We start from the raw sequence: 20,090 nt of genomic DNA on the forward strand, positions 1-20,090 counted from the left end.
TCCGCCACCGTGGTAAATGCGCCGCGCTCGCTGCAAGTTTGCCAATTTCCGCTAACGCTGTCGCGCAGTCCTTTCCTACACTCGACTTAGCAATTCGCGTTCCACGACCGTTCCGGCGCGGCGTCGCCGGGGCTTGGGCCAATGCATGAGCCAACAGGAGAACAGGATGAACATCGCAGGCACACCGGGCGCGCCGGCGCTCAGGCAAACGCTGGGCACTGTCCAGCTGTGGGGGATCGCCGTGGGGCTGGTGATCTCGGGCGAGTATTTCGGCTGGAGCTATGGATGGGCTTCGGCGGGCACGCTGGGCTTCGCGGTGACGGCGATCTTCATCGCGCTGATGTACACCTGCTTCATCTTCAGCTTCACGGAACTGACCACGGCGATCCCCCAGGCGGGCGGCCCCTTCGCCTACAGCAGGCGGGCATTCGGGGCGACGGGCGGCTATCTCGCCGGGGCGGCCACACTGATCGAATTCGTGTTCGCGCCGCCGGCGATCGCGCTGGCGATCGGCTCCTACCTGAACGTGCAGTTCCCGGAACTGAATCCGAAGTGGATCGCCGTGGGCGCCTACCTGGTATTCATGACCTTGAACATCGCCGGCGTGCAGCTGGCGGCCACGTTCGAGCTGCTGATCACCGTGCTGGCGATCGGCGAACTGCTGGTCTTCATGGGCGTGGTCTCGCCCGGCTTTTCGATGGCCAATTTCGTGCGCGGCGGCTGGGCTGGGCAGGACGCGTTCAGCACGGCGGCCATACCCGGCATGCTGGCGGCGATCCCGTTCGCGATCTGGTTTTTCCTCGCCATCGAAGGGGTGGCCATGGCGGCCGAGGAAGCGAAGAACCCGCGCCGCTCCATCCCTATCGCCTATATCGCCGGCATTCTCACGCTCGTGGTGCTGGCGATCGGCGTGATGGTGTTTGCCGGCGGCGTGGGCGACTGGACCAAACTTTCCAACATCAACGACCCGCTTCCGCAAGCGATGAAGGCCATCGTGGGCGCCGACAGTGGCTGGCTGCACATGCTCGTGTGGCTTGGCCTGTTCGGCCTCGTCGCCTCCTTCCACGCCATCATCCTCGGTTACTCGCGGCAGATCTTTGCCCTGGCCCGCGAAGGGTTCCTGCCACGCCGGCTGGCGACGATCCATCCACGCTTCCGCACGCCGCACCTGGCCGTGCTGGCCGGCGGCGTGGTCGGCATCGCCGCCATCTTCAGCGACCAGTGGGTGAGCTTCGGCGGGCAGACGCTGACGGCCAATATCGTCACCATGTCCGTGTTCGGCGCCATCACGATGTACATCGTCAGCATGCTGAGCCTGTTCAAGCTGCGCCGCTCGGAGCCCGACCTGGTGCGCCCGTGGCGCGCGCCCGGCTACCCCTGGGTGCCCGGCTTCGCCGTCATGGCGGCGCTCGTCTGCCTGGTCACCATGGTGTACTACAACTTCCTGATTTTCTGCGTCTACCTCGGCCTGCTGGCCGCCGGTTACGCCATGTTGCTGCTCAGCCGCGGCAAGCCCGCCGCCACCCCTGCCGTGGAGACCATCTGATGACGCATTCCTTCGCACGACTGCTTCTTTCCCTCGCCATCGCCGCGGCGGCCATCCCCGCGGCGGCCCAGGAAGCACCCTGGACGGTATCGGGCAACCTGACGCTGGCCTCGGACTACCGCTTCCGCGGCCTGTCGCAGACCCAGAAACGCCCCGTGGTGCAGGGAACGCTGGATGCGGCCCATGCCAGCGGCCTGTATGTGGGCCTGTTCGCGTCCAGCGTGTCACAGGCGGCCTACAACAATGGCAGCGGCACGGAAATCGACGTGTACGGCGGCTACCGGTTCGCCTGGTCCGAAGGCAACACGATCGACGCCGGCATCGTCACCTACTGGTTCCCGGGCGCCGGTTACCAGCTGCCGGGCCAGCATATCGACTACGATACGCAGGAAGCCAAGCTGGCCGTCAACATGGGCAGCTTCAACGTGACCGGCTGGGTGGGCCTGAGCGAGCACTGGTTCGGCTTCGCGGCCGATCCGTCCAGCGGCCGGCAAGTGGCCACGCGGGGCACCGGCTACCTGGAAGTGAACTGGTCGCCGGAACTGGCGCCCGGCCTTGTGCTCAACCTGCACGCTGGCAGGCAGCACGTGAAGCGCCTGGGGGATTATGATTTCAACGACGTGCGGATCGGCGTGACGAAGCAGTGGAAGACCTGGTCGTTCAGCCTGGCCGCCATGCACAACGATGGCGAGGCCGACCGTGGCGGTGTGCCGCTGTGGACCTTCTTCGACGCGAACGGCCGCGGCAAGCACGTGGCCGGATCGGCCGTCGTGATCAGCGCAACACAGACATTCTGACCGCAGTTTTCGCAGTGGAGCCCGACAGCGATGCCTCGATATTCCCACACGGTGGGTGCCCGGACCTACACCTTCGCCGGCTTGCGCGAACTGCTGGCCCGGGCCACGCCGGCCCGCTCGGGCGATCACCTCGCCGGCGTGGCGGCCGGCAGCGCCGAAGAACGCGTGGCGGCGCAGATGGCCCTTGCCGCCCTGCCCCTCACCACGTTCCTGAACGAGGCCGTGGTGCCCTATGAAACGGACGAGGTCACGCGGCTGATCGTGGACGAGCACGATGCGGCCGCCTTCGCGCCCGTGCGCCACCTCACGGTGGGCGACTTCCGCGACTGGCTGCTAAGCGATGAGGCCGACATGGCCGCGCTGGCGCGGCTTGCGCCGGGGATCACGCCCGAGATGGCGGCCGCCGTCTCGAAGATCATGCGCATCCAGGACCTGGTGCTCGTGGCCCGCAAGTGCCGGCCCGTGACGCGCTTTCGCAACACGATCGGCCTGCCCGGCACGCTGTCGACGCGGCTGCAGCCGAACCATCCGACTGACGATCCGTCCGGCATCGCCGCCAGCCTGTTCGACGGCCTGCTGTACGGCAGCGGCGATGCCGTCATCGGCATCAACCCGGCGACCGACAACGTGCCCCAGGTGATCCACATCGTGCGCATGCTCGACGAGATCATTGCGCGCCACGCCATTCCCACCCAATCGTGCGTGCTGACCCATGTGACGAACACGATCGCCGCCATCGAACGGCGCGCGCCCGTGGACCTGGTGTTCCAGTCGATCGCCGGCACGCAGGCGGCCAACGCGAGCTTCGGCATCGACCTCGCGCTGCTGGGCGAGGCCCGTGCCGCCGCCCTGTCGCTCGGGCGCGGCACCGTGGGCGACAACGTGATGTACTTCGAGACGGGCCAGGGCAGCGCGCTGTCGGCCGGCGCCAACCATGGCGTGGACCAGCAGACCTGCGAGGCGCGCGCCTATGCGGTGGCGCGCAAGTTCAAGCCGCTGCTGGTGAACACCGTGGTCGGCTTCATCGGGCCGGAGTACCTGTACGACGGCAAGCAGATCACGCGCGCGGGGCTGGAAGACCATTTCTGCGGCAAGCTGCTCGGCCTGCCGATGGGCTGCGACGTGTGCTACACGAACCATGCGGAAGCGGACCAGGACGACATGGACGTGCTGCTGACGATGCTGTGCACCGCGGGCTGCACGTTCGTGATGGGCATCCCCGGCTCGGACGACATCATGCTGAACTACCAGACCACGTCGTTCCACGATGCGCTGTATGCGCGCCGCGCGCTCGGACTGCGGCCGGCGCCGGAATTCGAGCGCTGGCTGCGCGACCTGGGCATTTTCACGGGCGACGGCGAAGTCAGCCTGGGTCGCACGCTGCCCGCCCCGTTCCAGCGCGCGCTGCTCCAGCTTTCCTGAAGGAGACCCATCGTGTCGGACCCCATCGGCAAGCCCGATCCCTGGCAGGCGCTGCGCCGGTTCACCGCGGCCCGCATCGCCCTTGGCCACACGGGCGTGAGCCAGCCCACCGCCGCCCAGCTCGACTTCCAGCTTGCCCATGCGCGGGCCCGCGATGCCGTCCACCATGCGCTCGACGCCGGCGCGCTGGCGCGGGCGATCGAAGCGGCGTGGCCGGAAGCGGGCCCCTGCCTGCTGCTGCACAGCGCGGCGGAAAACCGCCACGTCTACCTGCAGCGGCCGGACCTGGGCCGCCGGCTCGACGACGCTTCACGTGCGCTGGCAACGCGCCCGGATGCCGGCGCGCGACCGTTCGACGTGGCGTTCGTGGTGGCGGACGGCCTTTCGTCGCTCGCCGTCGCGCAGCATGCGGCGCCGTTTCTCGCGGCGCTGCGGGAGCGGTTGAATGAGCGGTTAAACGAGCAGCTGCACGACGAACCGTGGTCGCTCGCGCCCATCGCCATCGTGCGGCAGGGCCGCGTGGCGGTGGGCGATGAAGTCGGCGAACGGCTGGGCGCAAAGGTCGTCGTGGTGCTCATCGGCGAGCGGCCCGGCCTGAGTTCGCCCGACAGCATGGGCCTGTACATCACGTGGGCGCCCGCCGTGGGCCTGACGGACGAGCGACGCAACTGCATCTCGAACGTGCGGCCGGCCGGACAACCTTACGGCGAAGCGGCGGCCCGACTGCATTACCTGCTGGCGGAAGCGCGCCGGCGCCAGTTGACGGGCGTCGGGCTGAAGGACGAGAGCGGCGGCCAGGCGGTAGTGCCCGCGGAGGGCGGCAGGAAGTTCCTGCTGTGATCACGGCCGCATGCCGCTTACCTCGGCGGCACCGGCGGATCGACGGCGGTGATGTTGATCGCCACGGGGTCGCTGGCCGGGAAGGATTCATCCAGCGCTTCGTCCAGCTCGTCCGATTGCTTGTCCGCTCCGGTGTCCTGCCGTGCCGTGCCCGCGGGCGCCCGGGCGGGTGCGGGCTTGGGCTGTCGAGGGGTGGTCATGGCGCCTCCTTATGGAAAAGATCATTCTAGGCCGCGGCGGGGGACGATTGCCCCTGCCGGAAGTAGTGCAGCTTAAGTCGTGCAGCTTAAGTCGTACAGCTCAGGTAATCCCGCTTAACGGTTCCGCTCGCAGGGCTTGCCCTCGTACTGGTGCCGATCGAGGACATATTGCCGGCCATTCCAGCGCCAGACCGGAAAGCAGAATCCGGGACCGCCCACCTCGATATCGGGCCAGCCATCCTTGCCCCTGGCTGGCAGGAACGTCGCGCTGCCCATATTGGCCGTGATCTTTTTCCAGCTGCCGTCGACCTGCTTCGACACGACCGTATAACCCATGCCGGTATTCCCAAAGCAAACCGTGCCGCCTTCGGTAATGACAGCCTCGGGGCGCCCGTCGCCATTCAGGTCACGTACTTCCGCGATTTCACCTGGTACGTACGTGGGGGTCGGGTCGTCGCACTGGCGCCATTGTTTGCCCTTCAGCGTGAAACCGGCCGCCTTGAACGCGGCGGCTGCATCGGCCGGCGTGAGACCCGGCGTTGCGCCCCCCGCCGCGGTGCCAAGAACCAGCAGCGCCACGGCGACGGTCGGCGGGAAGGTTGTCATCGCGGATTTCCTTGCTGAAGGGTGACATCGCCCGCTCATGCGCCCTGCCCCTGCATGAACGCCGTATAACGCCGCTGCATCTCTTCGGGCGACATCTCTTCGATGCTGTGGCCGATATTCCAGCGGTGCCCGAACGGATCGCGGACCACGCCGCCACGCTCGCCATAGAACTCATCCTGCACAGGCCGCTCCAGGCTCGCGCCGGCCGCCAGGGCGCCCGCGACGACCTCGTCTGCATCGTCCACGTGCAGGTGGATGGTGACCGGCGGGCTCTGCGCCGCACGCGGACCATGGATGCCGTATTCCGGGTATTCGTCCGACAGCATCAGCGTGACGCCGCCGAAATCGAGCTCGGCATGACCGATGCGGCCGCCGGGTTCCGTCAGCCGGAACTTTTCGGTGGCGCCGAATGCACGGCGATAGAAATCGATGGCCGCGCCGGCATCGCTGACACACAGGTACGCAAACAGTTCCTTGATCATGGCAGGGCTCCTGGTTGGGGATGACACCAAGAGAACACTATAGTGGGAGGCGGACCGCTTGTCCCGCATGGCATACGGATGGGTTGTTTTCCAGGCTCGGGATGCGGGGCGGCGGCTGTCAACCGATCCGGCTGCTGGAAGAGGCCGGCGCCTGCGAGGCGCCGGCACTGCGGAGAGACGCGCGCTGGCGGGAGCCGGCGCGCGGATGGGGGTGTGGTACTAGTGGCCGGCGACCATGGCAGACGACCGGTTCACGCTGCGGGCCAACGCGGTGGCGGTGGCCAGTGTGCGGGCCGACGTGGCTTTCGCGGGCACGAACTCCCACGATTGCATGACGTCCGTGGCGGCCGGCAATTGCATGCCGAGCACGTTGCCCAGGTGCCGCGCGTAGTTCGCGATGGCGTACACATCGAGGTTCGACGGGCACGTCAGCACCACGGCATCCGGCTTGACTACTTCATTCAGCCGCCGGACCAGCCCAGCCCGGGCGTCGTTGTCGGTGCCCAGGGCGTCGATGATGACATCGCAGTCCTTCAGGTGATGCAGGTTGACCGTGGTGGCCAGCAGCGCCATGCGAAGGTCGCGCTGGTGGGCCGTGGTTTCACCTGCGGCCACCGACTGCTCGTAACGCGAGCGTACCGATGCGAACACATCGCCGAGCGAATCCCGTGTGAGGTCGTAGACCGTCACGGGGATGTCGGCATCGAGCAGGTCGATGACGATACCGGCGCTGGTGGCGGTCGCGCCCATGATGCCGACCCGGCCGATCGCGCGCGGCGCATCGTGTGCGATGTGGTCCGTGGCAGCGGGAGCACAGTTCAATTTACTCATGTTCCTTCCTTGTTGTATGGCGCCAGGATCCGACAAGGCGCAACGGTCTTGCCGGATCCTGGCGAAAGCATCGGGCCGCCATGGCCGCCCGAAGCGGAACGCCTGTCAGAACTGGTTCATCGTGTTGTCCTTGCCGGCTGCTTTCAGCGCCGCCTCGCCGCTGAAGTATTCCTTGTGGTCGTCGCCCAGGTCGGAACCCGACATGTTCTGGTGCTTGACGCAGGCGATGCCCTGGCGGATTTCCTTGCGCTGCACGCCGGCCACGTAGCCGAGCATGCCCTGGTCGCCGAAGTATTCCTTGGCGAGGTTGTCCGTCGACAGCGCGGCCGTATGGTAGGTCGGCAGCGTGATCAGGTGATGGAAGATGCCGGCTTCGCGCGCGGCGTCCGCCTGGAAGGTGCGGATCCGCTCATCGGCTTCGCGTGCCAGGTCGGTGTTGTCGTACTCGGCGCTCATCAGCTGCGAACGCTCGTAGGCCGACACGTCTTCACCGCGTTCCTTCATGCCGTCGAACACCTGCTGGCGGAAGTTCAGCGTCCAGTTGAACGACGGGCTGTTGTTGTACACCAGCTTGGCGTTCGGGATGACCTTGCGGATCTCGCTGACCATGCCGCCGATCTGGGCGATGTGCGGCTTTTCGGTTTCGATCCACAGCAGGTCGGCGCCGTTCTGCAGCGAGGTGATGCAGTCGAGCACGCAACGCGCCTCGCCGGTGCCGGCGCGGAACTGGAACAGGTTGCTCGGCAGGCGTTTCGGGCGCAGCAGCTTGCCTTCGCGCTTGAGCACCACGTCGCCGTTGGCCAGGTCATCGGCCGCGATTTCTTCCACGTCGAGGAAGCTGTTGTACTGGTCGCCCAGGTCGCCCGGCTCGCGGGTGTAGGCGATCTGCTTCGTCAGGCCGGCGCCGAGCGAGTCGGTGCGCGCCACGATGACGCCGTCGTCCACGCCCAGCTCCAGGAAGGCATAGCGCACGGCGCGGATCTTGGCGAGGAAATCCTCGTGCGGCACGGTGACCTTGCCGTCCTGGTGACCGCACTGCTTCTCATCCGACACCTGGTTTTCCAGCTGGATGCAGCAGGCGCCCGCTTCGATCATCTGCTTGGCCAGCAGGTAGGTTGCCTCGGCATTGCCGAAGCCGGCATCGATGTCGGCAATGATCGGCACCACGTGGGTGACGAAATTGTCGATCTTGTCCTGGATGGCGGCGCGCGCCGGGCCTTCGGCGGCGTCGAGCTGGCGGAACAGGCCGCCGAGTTCACGCGCATCGGCCTGGCGCAGGAACGTGTACAGCTCGCGGATCAGCGCGGACACGGCGGTCTTCTCGTGCATCGACTGATCCGGCAGCGGGCCGAATTCCGAACGCAGGGCGGCGATCATCCAGCCCGACAGGTACAGGTAACGGCGGTCCGTGCTGTTGAAGTGCTTCTTGATGGAGATCATTTTCTGCTGGCCGATGAAGCCGTGCCAGCAACCCAGCGACTGCGTGTACTGCGACGGGTCCGCATCGTAGGCGGCCATGTCGCGGCGCATGATGCCGGCCGTGTAGCGGGCGATATCGAGGCCGGTCTGGAAACGGTTCTGCGCGCGCATGCGTGCCGCGGACTCGGGGCTGATGGCATCCCAGGCGCTGCCCTGCTGTTGCTTCAGGTTGGAAATGGCCTGGATATCGTTCTGGTAGTGGGACATGTGATGCTCCTTTAGGATGAATCGAAACTGGTTGTTTGCCGTTGAACTCTTGTCGAGAAAACCGCTGTTCGTTGGATCCATCATAAGGCCAATGCCGCTTGTCCTCTTATGTCTTATATAAGAGTTGCGGACTATTTTTTATGTTATTTATCAATAGCCTACATAATACGTTTCATAATGCGGGAGATCATTCTGCGGATTGCAAACGGCGGGCCTAAAAAAGTCGTTCTGCATTTCACCATGTGCAATCAAATTCGATTCCGTGAAATTTGCTGCGAATATACCTCCTCGAATCTTGCCGACCTGCAAGACAAACGAGCAAGAACCGGCGGCCGCCGACAACCGGCTCGGCGGCGCCATGCCCTGCAGGCCATCATGGATGCATGGCGTTATCGGCCCGTGTTCATGGCCGGGCTTGTCGAATGTCCGGCTCCGCTGTCGGGACGACGGCGATCGCGACTTTTCCACGCAGGCCGTTATCCCGGCTTTCAAGGCGGGCATGGGCAAGGGGAATGTCTGCCAGTGTGTAGGTCGCCCCGACATATGGCTTGAGCTGGCCGCGTTCGACCAGCGCGCTCAGTTCATCGAGCTTGCCCCGGTTCTGCCGGGTGAACACGAAGTGGTAACTCGCATTCTTGCCCCAGGCCTGGACGAGGTTCTGTGGACGCGCGATATCGACGATCGAAACGACTCGCCCAAGCTGTGCCAGGACGTCGGGACTGCGCGACAGGGTGTCGCCGCCGATCGTATCGAACACGACATCGACGCCCCGGCCTCCCGTTTCACGCATCACGGCGTCGACATAGTCTTCGGCCTCGTAATCGATCACGACATCGGCTCCCATGCTGCGTGCGAAGTCGAAGTTCGCCTCGCGCACGGTGGTGATGACCCGCGCACCGATGGCCTTGGCGACCTGGATCGCCACGTGGCCGACGCCGCCCGCGCCGCCATGCACCAGGACCGTTTCCCCTACCCGGAGTGCCGCACGCACCACGAGCGCTTCCCAGGCTGTTCCCCCGACCAGGGTCAGGCTTGCAGCTTCAAGATGACTCAGCGAAGCGGGTTTCTTCCCGATGATATTTTCGGCGGCCACGTGGTACTCCGCATAGCTCCCGGGACCTTCGAAGATCTGGGGTGTGTACCAGACCTCGTCGCCCGGGGCGAATGCCGTGACGCCTGGCCCGACTTCCTCCACCACGCCGGACACGTCGTGGCCGGTGATGGCCGGTAGTTGCACCAGGTCCGGGTAGTCGCCGCGCCTTACCTGGTAGTCCAGGGGATTGATCGATGTCGCATGGACACGCACGAGCACCTGGCCCGGTCCGGGTACCGGTTTGGGCACCTCGCGCAGGATGAATGCATCGGTACCGCCAAAACTGTTGAGTGTGACAGCTTTCATGGGATCCTCATTTCGTTAAAAAGGGATATCGAGAATTCTCGATATAAACGGATAAAGAAACAGCGGAGACCTAGAGAGTCTTGCCAATGCGTTCGGCAAGAGCGCTGATGGCTCCTTCGTTGCGCTTGTAGTACGTCCACTGGCCAATACGCTGGACTTCCACCAGGCCAGCCTTCTGCAAGGTGGAGAGATAGTCGGAAACCGTGGATTGCGACAATCCGACACCCTCCTGGATGCTGCTGACACAAACGCCCACCGTGTTCACGTCCCCCTCGTCTTGCGGAGGAAAATTGTTCACGGGGTCCTTCAACCGCCTCAGGATATCGAGACGCGTGCGATTGGAAAGGGCTTTGAATATTTCGAGGAGGTCCATGACCCGATTATATCGACATTTCCCGATATTTCAATACCCATGCTGCGATATTCCCGCCTGAAGGGCTGGCCCGGCGCCCTGCCCCCACGAGCAAATCGTGCTGCCCGCAGCAGGATCGATCAGTGACCGCGCGGACCCGGCTCACTACCATGCTGTCATCCAGCGCGCACCGCTGGTGTCCTTTCGAATGACTCACATGGGGAATGGCAGTGAAATCGATATTACTGATTGGATTACTGGTGATGAACGGCTTGACCGCCGCCCATGCACAAACCGTGAGGGAAGCGGCTGGCGCGGACCTGATCGTCCACAACGCCAGGATTTTCACCGGCAACCCGGCCCAACCGGCAGCCTCCGCGCTGGCCGTCAAGAACGGCCGCGTCTATTCCGTCGGCTCGGATACCGAGGTGCTGGCCCTGAAAAACGCCGGCACCCGGGTCATCGATTCCCGTGGCCGGCGGATCATCCCGGGCATCATCGACGCGCACACCCACGTGCTCAACGAAGGTGGCTACAACTACACCCTGCGATGGGACGGCGTGCCGACCTTGCGCCGGGCGCTGGCGATGCTGGGCGAGCAAGCCAGGCGGACACCGCTAGGCCACTGGGTGAAGGTGGTTGGCGGCTGGTCTCCCTATCAGTTCGAGGAAAAGCGCTTCCCCACCCTGGAAGAACTGCGCGCGGCGGTCCCGGATCGTCCGCTGATCGTGCAGTACGCCTACAACCGCGCCTTCATGAACCAGCAGGCGATGGAAGCCCTTGGCGTTGGCACCAGCACGTTTCCGCTGCTGCCCGGCACCGAGCTGGAAAAAGACGCCCAGGGCAGGTACACGGGCGTGATCCATGCCTACACGTTCCAGTTCATCGTCATCGAGAGCATGGTGCCCCAGTTGTCCTTCGACGAGGGCGTGAGTTCGCTGGTCCAGACCGTTCACAGCCTTAACCGCGTCGGCATCACCTCCATCGTCGACGCGGGCACGGGTTTCCGCGGCTACCCCAAGGCCAACCCGACCGTCGACGCCGTCGCGCGCGACAACCGCCTCAACATCCGCATGCCTTTCGTGGACATCCAGTTCGGCGACGACGGCACCAACATGGTGGATGCCCAGATCGCGGCGATCACCAGCACCGCGCCAATCAGTCCCGGCCACAACCTGCACCCGGCACTGGCGCACGGTTTCGTCTACCGCGGCGCCGGCGAACTGCTGGCGGCGGAGGTCCACGACCACGAGAACTTCGACCGTCCGGCCGTCATCATCGAGCCGGCGAAGATGCGCGAACTGGTGGAGCGCGACGTGGCCAAGCTGGTCCAGCGGCGCATCCCCTTCCGCCTGCACATCACCTACGACGAGAACATCACGCCGTTCCTCGACGCGCTGGAAAAACTGAACGAAAAAACACCGCTGGACGGCCTGCGCTGGAGCCTCGAACATGCCGAAACCATCAGTCCCGCGAACATCGCCAGGGTCAAGGCGCTGGGTGGCGGTATCGCGCTCGACACCAAGATGGCGCTGCACGCCGACGGCTTCATCAAGACCCACGGCCGCGACAAGGCATTGCAGACGCCGCGCCTGCGCCAGCTGGTCGACAGCGGCATTCCCATGGCCATGACGACCGACGCCTTCCGGGCGGCATCGTTCAATCCGTGGGTCGGCATCAGCTGGATGGTGTCGGGCAAGTCCGTCTCGGGGTCCGAGGTACTGGCCAGGGACAACCGCCTGTCGCGTGCCGAAGCGCTCGGACTGTTTACGCGCAAGGCGGCGTGGTTCATGCATGCCGAATCGGAGCTGGGCATGATCGCGCCCGGCCAGCTTGCCGACTTCGCCGTGCTGGACAAGGACTACTTCTCGGTACCGGAAGCCCAGATCGCATCGATCGTCTCGCTCCTGACCGTGATGGATGGCCGGGTGGTGTACGGTGCGCAGGACTACCAGTCGCTGTCGCCCGCGTTGCCCGCGATCCTGCCCGCCTGGTCGCCGATCGGGCACTTCGGCGGCTATCACCACGCCCGGTGAGGCCGCCGCCACTTTGGATGCGCGTGCACGCGGCATGGCTGGGCGCTACCTTGCTGCTGGGCGCCGGCACCGCGCTGGCGCAGTTTCATCCACTGCGCTTCGACGACGATGCCGGCGCCCAGCGCCAGCGATGCGGCGAGGATGACAAGGGTGCCGCATGCTGGAAGGACCGGCCGGTCGCCGCGCATCGACTGCTCTCCAATGTGCGCCTGTCTGTCGGCGGCGACCTGCGCTTGCGCCACGAGTACGCCGACAATCCCCGCTACGGACTGGAGCGCCAGGACCGGTGGGGGGTGCTGATGCAGCGCGCGTCCGTCTTCGCCGACCTGCGGTTCGGCCCGCACTGGCGCGCCTTCGCGCAGCTGGCCAGCTCCACCGCCAACGGCCGCGCCGCGGGCCCGTCCCCGGTCGACGAAAACCGGCTCGATCCCACCAACCTGTTTGTCGAATGGCAAGCGACCCGGGACGGCGCAGGCAGCTTCGGACTGCGTGCCGGCATCCAGGAGCTGCAGTTCGGCGCCGGGCGCGCGATCGACGCCCGCGAGGGCCCGAACGTACGGCGCAGTTTCGAGGCCGTCCGCGCGTATGCGACCGGTGGGCCCTGGCGTATCGACCTGTTCGCCGCGGCGCCACGGCTGAACCGCCAGGGCAGCTTCGATGACGCGCGTTCGTCGACCCAGGCGCTGCGCGGCATCTACGCGACCCGCACCGGCGCCCTCGCCTCCTGGGATGTCTACGCACTGCACTACGAAGACGCCACTGCGCGCTTCGACCAGGGCACGGCGCACGAACGCCGCTGGTCGCTCGGCACCCGGCTGTTCGGGCGCAGCGATGCCTGGGACTGGAACTGGGAACTGGCCATGCAGGGCGGACGTTTCGGCATCGCCAGGATCCACGCCTGGTCACTGGCCACGGATACCGGCTACACGTTCAAGGGCGTGGCCGGCCAGCCACGTGCCGCGCTGCTGCTTGCCGTCGCCAGCGGCGACAAGGATCCCGGCGACGATCGCCTGGGCACCCTCAATCCCCTCTACCCGCGCGGCAATTACTTCGGCGACGAAGCGACGCTCGGGCCCCGGAACTTCTTCAACATTCACCCGCTGCTTACCTGGCGGCTCGCCCCGAAGCTACAGCTGAACGCCAGCCTCGACTTCTTCTGGCGCCACAGCACGCGCGACGGGGTGTATGCACCCAATGGCATGCTGATCCGGGGGGCCGGCGATAGCCGCGCCCGCTATGTGGCGACCATCGCATCGGTCGGCACCACCTGGACGCCTGCCCCTGGCTGGTCCGCAACGACAGTGCTGGCCTACGGCCGGCCTGGCGCGTTTCTGCGCGAAACGGGCGCCGGGGAGGCGCTGGGCTTCGTCAGCACCAGCGTCCAGTACCGCTTCTAGACGACCTGGGCAACGGCACGCACTAGCCGCGAAACACCGGAATACTGCCGCCGGCGTTGCGGCGATCGCCCGCCTCCAGCAACAGCAGCCGGAGGCGTTCGATGTTCCCCTCCCCCGCTGCCAGGGATTCGGCCGACGTGTGTACCGAATAATTTCCCAAGTGGAGATCGTGCGGATGGGGCGCAGCGGACCCGATGACGAACAATGTATCGCTGGCGCACCCTGCCTCCAGCGTGATCGGCTGCGCCGATTGCTCGAACACCAGCATTTCTCCCGCGCCCGCCCGTGTTTCGCCTGTCAGCATGCCGCTGGCGACGGCGAGCCAGGCCACCGGCTGGGTTTCGGGCGGCGTGAATGTCCAGGTCGTTCCCGCGGCAAGCTTCACCAGCAGGTAGGTGACTCCATCGGGCGAACGTGCCGGGCTGCGCGCTCCCTCGTAGCTGCCAAGGATGACGCGTGCCGGACCCGCGCCGGGAACGTGTTGCGCTTCCACGTACTGGCTGTCGGCAGGCGAGTGCTCGAGTTCGGGCGGCAGGGCAATCCACAGCTGGAATCCCCGGGCTCTCGGCGACGTGCCACCCGACAGTTCCTTGCCGTGCCATACCCCGTTGCCGGCACACATCCATTCAAAGCCGCCGAACCCGAGGTGGCCGGTACCATCCGCCGGGTCGTCGAAACGCAGGTCGCCCTCGACGACGACGGTGATCGTCGCCAGTCCCGAGTGGGGATGGATCGTCAGTCCGCCACGCGGGTCGTGCAGGTCCAGGTCGAACAGGTCGAGAAAGACAAAGGGCTTGAGCACGTGGCCGAGGTCCGATGGGCTCATCAGGCGGGTGATGGGGCCGTGCGTGATGCCGTGGGTCCGGTGGGTCACGCTGCGCCGGTTGGTGGTCGAAGATACTGGAAGTTCACTGACTGGGTGCATGAGGGTTCCTTGGAAGAGTGGCGCGTCGCCGCTGCTGTGGATAGTGGGCCGGCGGATGCGGCGCGCTGGGCAAAAATATAGCTGGCCTGCCTCCTCCGGGGTAGTTGCAGCCACGGTGCAGCCATGTCGCGGCAAGCGCAACACCGCCCTCGCCCAGGAGCCCGCCAGCCGGCGCGGATCAACCGAGCGCGCCACCCGTGGCCGGCGGCAGCTGTTCGAAATACTCGATCAGCAGCTCGGCCAGGACCCGGATCTTCCTGGCCGGATGCTGGCCCGGCGGCCGGAGCACGTAGGCACCCGCGGGTGGCGGGGGATACCGCGTCATGACGGGGACGAGTGCGCCGGTGCTCACGTATTGATGGGTAAGGGGGTTGGGGAGATAGGCGATGCCCAGCCCGGCCGCGGCGGCGGCGGCCAGCGCCACGCCGTTATCCGCCTTGAAACGGCCCTGCGGACGAATCGTGACGATGTCGTCGCCATCCATGAAGTTCCACGACTCGGTGCCCTGCATGAGCGCTTCGTGCCCGAGCAATTCGGCCGGTGTGTCCGGCGCCCCGTGGGCCTCGATATAGCCGGGGCTGGCCACGGTCGCCCCGTAGATCGGCCCGACCTTGCGCGCCACCATATTGGAATCCGGCAGCCAGCCGACGCGGATCGCGCAATCGTAGCCATCCTTGATGAGATCGACCACCTGGTCGCTGTAGCAGGTATGGATGTGCAGCTGCGGGTGGCGTCGCGCCATTTCCGCCAGGACGGGCGCGAAATGGGTGGGCCCGAAGGTCAACGGCGCCGCAATGCGCAGGCGCCCCTGGAGTTCCCCCGCTGGCGAGAGCATTTCCCTGGCCAGGCCGATCTCGGCACAGGCCTTGGCCGCGTGGTCGCGGAACATGGCGCCCGCTTCCGTGAGCGCCGCGCCACGGGTCGTGCGCGACAGCAGTTGCACACCCAGGTGGCTTTCGAGGCGGGCGAGCCGCCGGCTTACGATCGACTTGGAAACGCCGAGCCGTAGCGCGGCGGGCGAAATGCCACCGGCATCGGCAACTTCCACGAATGTCTGCAATTCTTCGATATCCAATTTCTTCAGCCCCCGGGTCTGGCAACGATTGATCGTGGTACGTCCATGCTGGCATCATGCCGCAAGGTGGTGGTTTATCTGAACGCTATTTCGGCGCCGCCGGCTGGTGCAAGGACTCGGGGACGATCGCCGTGTTGCGCAATACGCGACACAGCGTGCCGGCACATGGCACTACCGGTGCGGGAAGCGGAACACGAAAATTATGTTTCCGGCAACGCCAGCTTTCGCACGCGTCCGGTACAACCCAGCCACTCACCGATGAAGGATGCCGACAATGACCTGTTATGACGGCCGAGACTCCCTTCTGGCCGAACCCGGCCATTGCACGCGAGGCGTGCCGCCCGGCTTCGGCGCGCGCCGCGTTTTCCCCGACGAGGCGACCATACCTGGAGAATGCCTTTCTCCAGTGCCTCTCGCGGCAAACCGGGACACCCTGCCGGAGAACCTGTTCAACGTGGCGAGCGTCGATCGCACCTGGAATGGTGTCGACGTCGTGATCACCGAGTTCTTCGGTACCGGAAGGGTATTGCACCGGCTGGAGCACGCCGACCAGTCGCGGCTGGGCATGCTCCTTGATGAAGTCGGCGAAGGCCGCAGCGAGCCGCGGCTGCGCGGCGATCTGCCCTGTCCGATCGACCACAAACCGCGCCAGATGTGCTTCACGCCCGCCGGCACCGAGCTGTGGGGATACAGCGACGACGTTCGCTATGTCCGGGATATCAACCTGTGCTTCGACATCGGCGCGCTCGCCGAGCGCTGCGCGATCGACGGACGGCACGGCCTTGCAGCCGAGCCGCGGCACCGGTTCACCGACGATGGCATCTACATGCTCCTCAATCTGCTGGCGGACGCGGTGCGCGATCCGGATCCGTCCGCGCAGCTGTATGGCGACGCACTGGTGACCTCGATCGGCATCCGTCTCCTTCGCGGCAACCGGTCGCCTGCCAGGGGTCCGGCCAAATTGTCACCGTTGCAGCTGAGCGATGCGCTGGGCTTCCTGGAAACAAGCCTCCCTTCCAGGGTGGAGCTGGCCACGCTGGCGAACCTTGCCGGGCTGTCGCAATCCCATTACCACCGGGCCTTCAAGGCCTCCACCGGCCTGGCGCCCTACCAGTGGCAGCTGCAGGCGCGCATTGCCCGAGCCAAGGCGCTGCTGCTCGAGACCCGCGGGTCGCTCGAGGATGTGGCCGAAGCTACCGGTTTTGCGGACGCCGTGCACTTCGGCCGGACGTTCCGCAAGCTGACAGGCGCGACACCGTCAGCCTGGCGCAGGGATCGTCTCGGCTGAGCCCGGCCCGGCCCGGTCCGGCTCAGGCCCGCGCCGCCGTCTGCAGCAGTTGCAGTTCCCAGGCAAACGCAACACCGCTCGCGCCGCCGTGCTCCAGCACGACGTTCGAGAGCTCGGCGGCGGTTTCCTCGCGTGCCCAGTCGCGCTGCCACTCGGAGATGACCGCCATCCAGGTGATCGGCACGGCGCCGGCCTGCACCAGCCGGCGCACGGCCATGTCGTGCGCCTCGGTCGACACCCCGCCCGACGCATCGGTCACGATGAACACGTCGTAGCCTTCGCCCAGCGCCTGGATCGCCGGCATGGCAAGGCAGATCTCGGTCCACAGCGCCGCCAGGATGAGCTGCTTGCGGCCGCTCCTTTTCACGACGTCGGTGACATTGGGGTCTTGCCAGGTGTTGATGAAGGTACGGTTGATCGGCCTCTGGTCGGGGAACACATCCTGCAATCCCTTGATCAGGTTGCCGCCGCGCTCTTCGATCACCGTGGTCAGGATGGTCGGGACGCCAAAGACCTTCGTGGCCTTGGCCAGGCCGACGACGTTGTTGACGATCATGGTCGGCTCATGGCTGTGCAGGTTCGCGAACTGGTAAGGCTGGTGGTCGATGAGCACGACGATGCTGTCTTCGGGACGAAGCAGTGCGGGAAGACCGGTCTTTGACATGGAAAGCTCCTTGAGGATGTGGCACTCGTGCGCCGTTGCGGGAAGCCTGGGTCCAGGCGGTGGCGCCTGTCCGTGACGAAAAGATGGTGCCATGGCAAGGCGCGCGTGGCACTGACCCGTCTTGCGCTGGATAGTCTGAATTGATCACGGGACGCTCGCAGTGGGCACCCGAGATTCCGTGCAACCGCTCGGCCTGCTGCGCGGCATGGCGTTTCCGGCATCCGCAAGGAAAGAAGATGTAGCCTGTTAGCAACTATCGATGCAATCAACGAAACCAGGCCCCTGGAATGACGCTACAATCGGCGCTCCCGCATGTGATTCGCGCGGCTGCAGATCCCCTATCCGCATTTGCCACCGTCCGATGAGGAACCCCGTTCCGCATGTGCCGCCACGACGCGGCAACCATCGCCTGGCCCCGAATTCGCCGAACATCGTCCACCGTTTCAGCTTGCCATCGCCGCGTCCCGCCACGGGTCTCTTCCATGCAAGCGGAGTCCAACATGATCAACCGAACCGATCCATTGCAGGCAATCGCTGTCCAGGCCGACAAGATGATGCTGTGCGTCCTGTGGGCACTGCAGGTGTTCTCGCTGGCGCTGGCCGGCCTGAACGATACCCTCGGCATCGCGCTGGGCATCGGCCTCGTGGCCGCCGGCCTGCCTACTTTGCTGTTCGTCTACGCGCCGGGATCGCTGGCCACGCGCTGCGCCGTTGCGGTCGCGGTGATGGTGTTCGCCGCGCTCAATATCCACCAAGGCGCCGGCCTGACCGAACTGCACTTCGGCATCTTCGTCTACCTGGCCTTCCTGCTTGCCTACCGCGACTGGCGCCCGATCGTGCTGGCCGCCGCGGTGATCGCGATCCACCACCTGTCGTTCCATTACCTGCAGGAGTTGAATTACGGCGTGATGTGTTTCACGCGCCCGCAACTGTCGACCGTCTTCATCCATGCCGCCTACGTGGTGGTGGAATCGGCGGTCCTGATTTTCCTGGCAACGATCCTGCGCCGCGCGGCTTACCAGGCCGGCGAACTGGAAAGCATCGTGTCGGCGCTCGCCGATATCGAAGGCCGGATCGACCTGTCGGTTCCCGCTGCCAATCCCCGCAGCCGGCTGGCCCGGTCACTGGTGCACATGCTGGTCACGATGCGGGAGACCATTGCAGGCGTACGCGATGGCGCCGCGACCATTGCCGGTGCGTCGGGCGAAATCGCCGAGGGCAATGCAGAACTGTCGCGGCGCACGGAGCACCAGGCCAGCAGCGTCGAAACGACGGCGTCCGCGATGGCGCGTCTTGCCGCGACGGTCCGCCAGAATGCCGAAAGCGCGCGCAATGCCAATGAGCTCGCACAGGCGGCATCCGCCGTCGCGATCAAGGGCGGCGAAGCGGTCAAGGAAGTGGTCAACACCATGGGCGACATCAACGCCTCGTCGCGCCAGATCGTGGACATCATCAGCGTCATCGACGGCATCGCCTTCCAGACGAACATCCTTGCGCTGAACGCCGCCGTGGAGGCGGCGCGCGCGGGCGAACAGGGGCGCGGCTTCGCCGTGGTCGCGGCCGAAGTGCGCAACCTTGCACACCGGTCCGCATCGGCGGCCAAGGAAATCAACGCGCTGATCACCAATACCGTGCGCACGGTGGAAGGCGGCACCCAGATGATCGACAAGGCGGGAACGACGATGCTCGAAGTGGTGGAAAGCGTGCAGCGCGTGACGGCGATCATGTCCGAGATCAGTACCGCCAACCAGGACCAGAACGAAGGCATCGAACGCATCAATCATGCAATCATCGATTTCGGCGAGAACACGCAGCACAACGCCGCGCTGGTCGAAGAAGACGCCGCCGCGGCCGAAGCACTGGCGGATCAGGCGCGACACCTGAACCACCTGGTGGCCGCATTCAAGCTGGAGGCGGGTCTCCCTGCCAGTGCGGCCAGCCCACGCTGATGCAGGCCTGTCGCCGCGCCGCATGACGGCGCGGCGCGCACCATCATGCGGCGGGCCCGCCGCCCGTGTTCATGCATCTACTTCATGCTTGTCCCGTCCCGCCCGTGGACGGGACATGAATTTCGTTGCCGATGACGACCAGCGCCACCGCGCGCAAGCCCTGGCCCAGGCACGGGCCGAGCGTGCAGATGCCGGTGGCGATGTCGAACTGCGCGCCATGCGCGGCACAGACGATGCGCGTGCCGTCGCCATTCAGGTAGGCGTCCTTGCGCCATGCCATCGGGGTATCGCCGTAGTGGGGGCAGGCGTCGCGCCAGCCATGCACGCGGCCACCCTGCCGCACGACGAGTATCGTGTCCCTGCCCTCGCCCCAGGGATCGAAGCCGCGCGACGCGCCGTCCGGTATGTCGTCCAGGCGGCAAAGGAACACGGCGGCGCCGCTGCCGGTCGCTCCCGACGCGGATGACGTCGCGGCCTGCCCACCCTCTTGTAACCCTTCGTACTGCATGCGTTTGCCTCCGGAATGACGCGCCGGTTCCGCGGCCCTTCGATTGAACGGGACAAACCGGCGCCCGGACGATCTTATCGAAGCCGC

General features: G+C 65.8%; 19 protein-coding genes. 8 read left to right on the plus strand and 11 right to left on the minus strand.

Annotation, left to right across the window (positions count from 1 at the left end):
* The first annotated feature begins 145 nt into the window (after positions 1 to 145).
* The 4 genes from eat to eutC are packed head-to-tail and all read left to right on the plus strand — an operon-like array spanning position 146 to position 4,605.
* Positions 146 to 1,546 carry an ethanolamine permease gene (gene eat, locus EWM63_RS01495; protein ID WP_130184965.1) on the plus strand — a complete coding sequence of 467 codons (1,401 nt, stop codon included), beginning with the start codon at positions 146 to 148 and terminating at the stop codon, positions 1,544 to 1,546.
* On the plus strand, positions 1,546 to 2,343 hold the full coding sequence (locus EWM63_RS01500; RefSeq protein WP_130184966.1) for a TorF family putative porin: 798 nt from the start codon (positions 1,546 to 1,548) through the stop codon (positions 2,341 to 2,343). The genes eat and EWM63_RS01500 overlap by 1 nt, the downstream gene beginning before the upstream one ends.
* 30 nt (positions 2,344 to 2,373) lie before the next feature.
* Positions 2,374 to 3,765, plus strand: coding sequence for an ethanolamine ammonia-lyase subunit EutB (locus EWM63_RS01505; RefSeq protein ID WP_130184967.1), 1,392 nt, complete (start codon positions 2,374 to 2,376; stop codon positions 3,763 to 3,765).
* 12 nt (positions 3,766 to 3,777) lie between these two features.
* Positions 3,778 to 4,605: an ethanolamine ammonia-lyase subunit EutC gene (eutC, locus tag EWM63_RS01510; protein WP_130184968.1), complete on the plus strand. Its 828-nt coding sequence runs from the start codon at positions 3,778 to 3,780 to the stop codon at positions 4,603 to 4,605.
* Between the two features lie 17 nt (positions 4,606 to 4,622).
* Here eutC and EWM63_RS01515 read toward each other — a convergent pair whose 3' ends face one another.
* From EWM63_RS01515 to EWM63_RS01545, 7 genes are all read right to left on the minus strand, one after another.
* The gene (locus EWM63_RS01515; protein ID WP_130184969.1) at positions 4,623 to 4,805 is read right to left on the minus strand and encodes a hypothetical protein; all 183 of its coding nucleotides are present in this window, start codon (positions 4,803 to 4,805) and stop codon (positions 4,623 to 4,625) included.
* A gap of 114 nt (positions 4,806 to 4,919) precedes the next feature.
* Complete coding sequence (locus EWM63_RS01520; protein ID WP_130184970.1) at positions 4,920 to 5,411, minus strand: hypothetical protein; 492 nt, start codon at positions 5,409 to 5,411, stop codon at positions 4,920 to 4,922.
* A gap of 35 nt (positions 5,412 to 5,446) precedes the next feature.
* Positions 5,447 to 5,893, minus strand: coding sequence for a VOC family protein (locus tag EWM63_RS01525; protein ID WP_130184971.1), 447 nt, complete (start codon positions 5,891 to 5,893; stop codon positions 5,447 to 5,449).
* Positions 5,894 to 6,112: 219 nt separating this feature from the next.
* Positions 6,113 to 6,724 carry a 3-hydroxyacyl-CoA dehydrogenase NAD-binding domain-containing protein gene (locus tag EWM63_RS01530; RefSeq protein ID WP_130184972.1) on the minus strand — a complete coding sequence of 204 codons (612 nt, stop codon included), beginning with the start codon at positions 6,722 to 6,724 and terminating at the stop codon, positions 6,113 to 6,115.
* A gap of 105 nt (positions 6,725 to 6,829) precedes the next feature.
* Positions 6,830 to 8,410 (minus strand): isocitrate lyase, encoded by a 1,581-nt coding sequence (locus EWM63_RS01535; RefSeq protein ID WP_130184973.1) that lies wholly within the window; start codon positions 8,408 to 8,410, stop codon positions 6,830 to 6,832.
* 403 nt (positions 8,411 to 8,813) lie between these two features.
* Positions 8,814 to 9,809, minus strand: coding sequence for a zinc-dependent alcohol dehydrogenase family protein (locus EWM63_RS01540; RefSeq protein WP_130184974.1), 996 nt, complete (start codon positions 9,807 to 9,809; stop codon positions 8,814 to 8,816).
* A 70-nt stretch (positions 9,810 to 9,879) separates the two neighbouring features.
* Positions 9,880 to 10,182 (minus strand): ArsR/SmtB family transcription factor, encoded by a 303-nt coding sequence (locus EWM63_RS01545; protein ID WP_130184975.1) that lies wholly within the window; start codon positions 10,180 to 10,182, stop codon positions 9,880 to 9,882.
* Between the two features lie 242 nt (positions 10,183 to 10,424).
* Here EWM63_RS01545 and EWM63_RS01550 point away from each other — a divergent pair, with 242 nt between their 5' ends.
* Positions 10,425 to 12,197, plus strand: coding sequence for an amidohydrolase (locus tag EWM63_RS01550; RefSeq protein WP_130184976.1), 1,773 nt, complete (start codon positions 10,425 to 10,427; stop codon positions 12,195 to 12,197).
* Between the two features lie 23 nt (positions 12,198 to 12,220).
* Positions 12,221 to 13,594 carry an alginate export family protein gene (locus EWM63_RS01555; RefSeq protein ID WP_165390715.1) on the plus strand — a complete coding sequence of 458 codons (1,374 nt, stop codon included), beginning with the start codon at positions 12,221 to 12,223 and terminating at the stop codon, positions 13,592 to 13,594.
* A 22-nt stretch (positions 13,595 to 13,616) separates the two neighbouring features.
* On the opposite strand, the gene EWM63_RS01560 is transcribed toward EWM63_RS01555, so the two are convergent.
* Together EWM63_RS01560 and EWM63_RS01565 are read right to left on the minus strand one after the other, a co-directional pair.
* Positions 13,617 to 14,519: a pirin family protein gene (locus EWM63_RS01560; RefSeq protein ID WP_130184978.1), complete on the minus strand. Its 903-nt coding sequence runs from the start codon at positions 14,517 to 14,519 to the stop codon at positions 13,617 to 13,619.
* A 178-nt stretch (positions 14,520 to 14,697) separates the two neighbouring features.
* Positions 14,698 to 15,594, minus strand: a complete 897-nt coding sequence (locus EWM63_RS01565; RefSeq protein WP_130184979.1) for a LysR family transcriptional regulator — start codon at positions 15,592 to 15,594, stop codon at positions 14,698 to 14,700.
* A 274-nt stretch (positions 15,595 to 15,868) separates the two neighbouring features.
* Here EWM63_RS01565 and EWM63_RS01570 point away from each other — a divergent pair, with 274 nt between their 5' ends.
* Entirely contained in the window at positions 15,869 to 16,882 is a 1,014-nt protein-coding gene (locus EWM63_RS01570) for a helix-turn-helix domain-containing protein (protein ID WP_130184980.1), read from the plus strand.
* Positions 16,883 to 16,904: 22 nt separating this feature from the next.
* On the opposite strand, the gene EWM63_RS01575 is transcribed toward EWM63_RS01570, so the two are convergent.
* On the minus strand, positions 16,905 to 17,546 hold the full coding sequence (locus EWM63_RS01575; protein WP_130184981.1) for a hydrolase: 642 nt from the start codon (positions 17,544 to 17,546) through the stop codon (positions 16,905 to 16,907).
* A 500-nt stretch (positions 17,547 to 18,046) separates the two neighbouring features.
* On the opposite strand from EWM63_RS01575, the gene EWM63_RS01580 reads away from it, so the two are divergent.
* Positions 18,047 to 19,495 carry a methyl-accepting chemotaxis protein gene (locus EWM63_RS01580; protein WP_165390716.1) on the plus strand — a complete coding sequence of 483 codons (1,449 nt, stop codon included), beginning with the start codon at positions 18,047 to 18,049 and terminating at the stop codon, positions 19,493 to 19,495.
* A gap of 82 nt (positions 19,496 to 19,577) precedes the next feature.
* Here the strand turns inward: EWM63_RS01580 and EWM63_RS01585 are convergent, their stop codons facing one another.
* Positions 19,578 to 20,003: a Rieske (2Fe-2S) protein gene (locus tag EWM63_RS01585; protein WP_130184983.1), complete on the minus strand. Its 426-nt coding sequence runs from the start codon at positions 20,001 to 20,003 to the stop codon at positions 19,578 to 19,580.
* Positions 20,004 to 20,090 lie beyond the last annotated feature (87 nt).

This window comes from Pseudoduganella lutea (genome assembly GCF_004209755.1).
In the GTDB taxonomy this organism is placed as follows: Bacteria; Pseudomonadota; Gammaproteobacteria; order Burkholderiales; family Burkholderiaceae_D; genus Rugamonas; species Rugamonas lutea.

Excerpts from the sequence above, each read along its gene's own strand:
- eat (WP_130184965.1), top strand. The coding sequence starts at position 146 with ATGAGCCAACAGGAGAACAGGATGAACATCGCAGGCACACCGGGCGCG.
- EWM63_RS01500 (WP_130184966.1), top strand. The coding sequence starts at position 1,546 with ATGACGCATTCCTTCGCACGACTGCTTCTTTCCCTCGCCATCGCCGCG.
- EWM63_RS01505 (WP_130184967.1), top strand. The coding sequence starts at position 2,374 with ATGCCTCGATATTCCCACACGGTGGGTGCCCGGACCTACACCTTCGCC.
- EWM63_RS01515 (WP_130184969.1), bottom strand. The coding sequence starts at position 4,805 with ATGACCACCCCTCGACAGCCCAAGCCCGCACCCGCCCGGGCGCCCGCG.
- EWM63_RS01520 (WP_130184970.1), bottom strand. The coding sequence starts at position 5,411 with ATGACAACCTTCCCGCCGACCGTCGCCGTGGCGCTGCTGGTTCTTGGC.
- EWM63_RS01525 (WP_130184971.1), bottom strand. The coding sequence starts at position 5,893 with ATGATCAAGGAACTGTTTGCGTACCTGTGTGTCAGCGATGCCGGCGCG.
- EWM63_RS01530 (WP_130184972.1), bottom strand. The coding sequence starts at position 6,724 with ATGAGTAAATTGAACTGTGCTCCCGCTGCCACGGACCACATCGCACAC.
- EWM63_RS01535 (WP_130184973.1), bottom strand. The coding sequence starts at position 8,410 with ATGTCCCACTACCAGAACGATATCCAGGCCATTTCCAACCTGAAGCAA.
- EWM63_RS01540 (WP_130184974.1), bottom strand. The coding sequence starts at position 9,809 with ATGAAAGCTGTCACACTCAACAGTTTTGGCGGTACCGATGCATTCATC.
- EWM63_RS01545 (WP_130184975.1), bottom strand. The coding sequence starts at position 10,182 with ATGGACCTCCTCGAAATATTCAAAGCCCTTTCCAATCGCACGCGTCTC.
- EWM63_RS01550 (WP_130184976.1), top strand. The coding sequence starts at position 10,425 with ATGAACGGCTTGACCGCCGCCCATGCACAAACCGTGAGGGAAGCGGCT.
- EWM63_RS01560 (WP_130184978.1), bottom strand. The coding sequence starts at position 14,519 with ATGCACCCAGTCAGTGAACTTCCAGTATCTTCGACCACCAACCGGCGC.
- EWM63_RS01570 (WP_130184980.1), top strand. The coding sequence starts at position 15,869 with ATGACCTGTTATGACGGCCGAGACTCCCTTCTGGCCGAACCCGGCCAT.
- EWM63_RS01575 (WP_130184981.1), bottom strand. The coding sequence starts at position 17,546 with ATGTCAAAGACCGGTCTTCCCGCACTGCTTCGTCCCGAAGACAGCATC.
- EWM63_RS01580 (WP_165390716.1), top strand. The coding sequence starts at position 18,047 with ATGATCAACCGAACCGATCCATTGCAGGCAATCGCTGTCCAGGCCGAC.
- EWM63_RS01585 (WP_130184983.1), bottom strand. The coding sequence starts at position 20,003 with ATGCAGTACGAAGGGTTACAAGAGGGTGGGCAGGCCGCGACGTCATCC.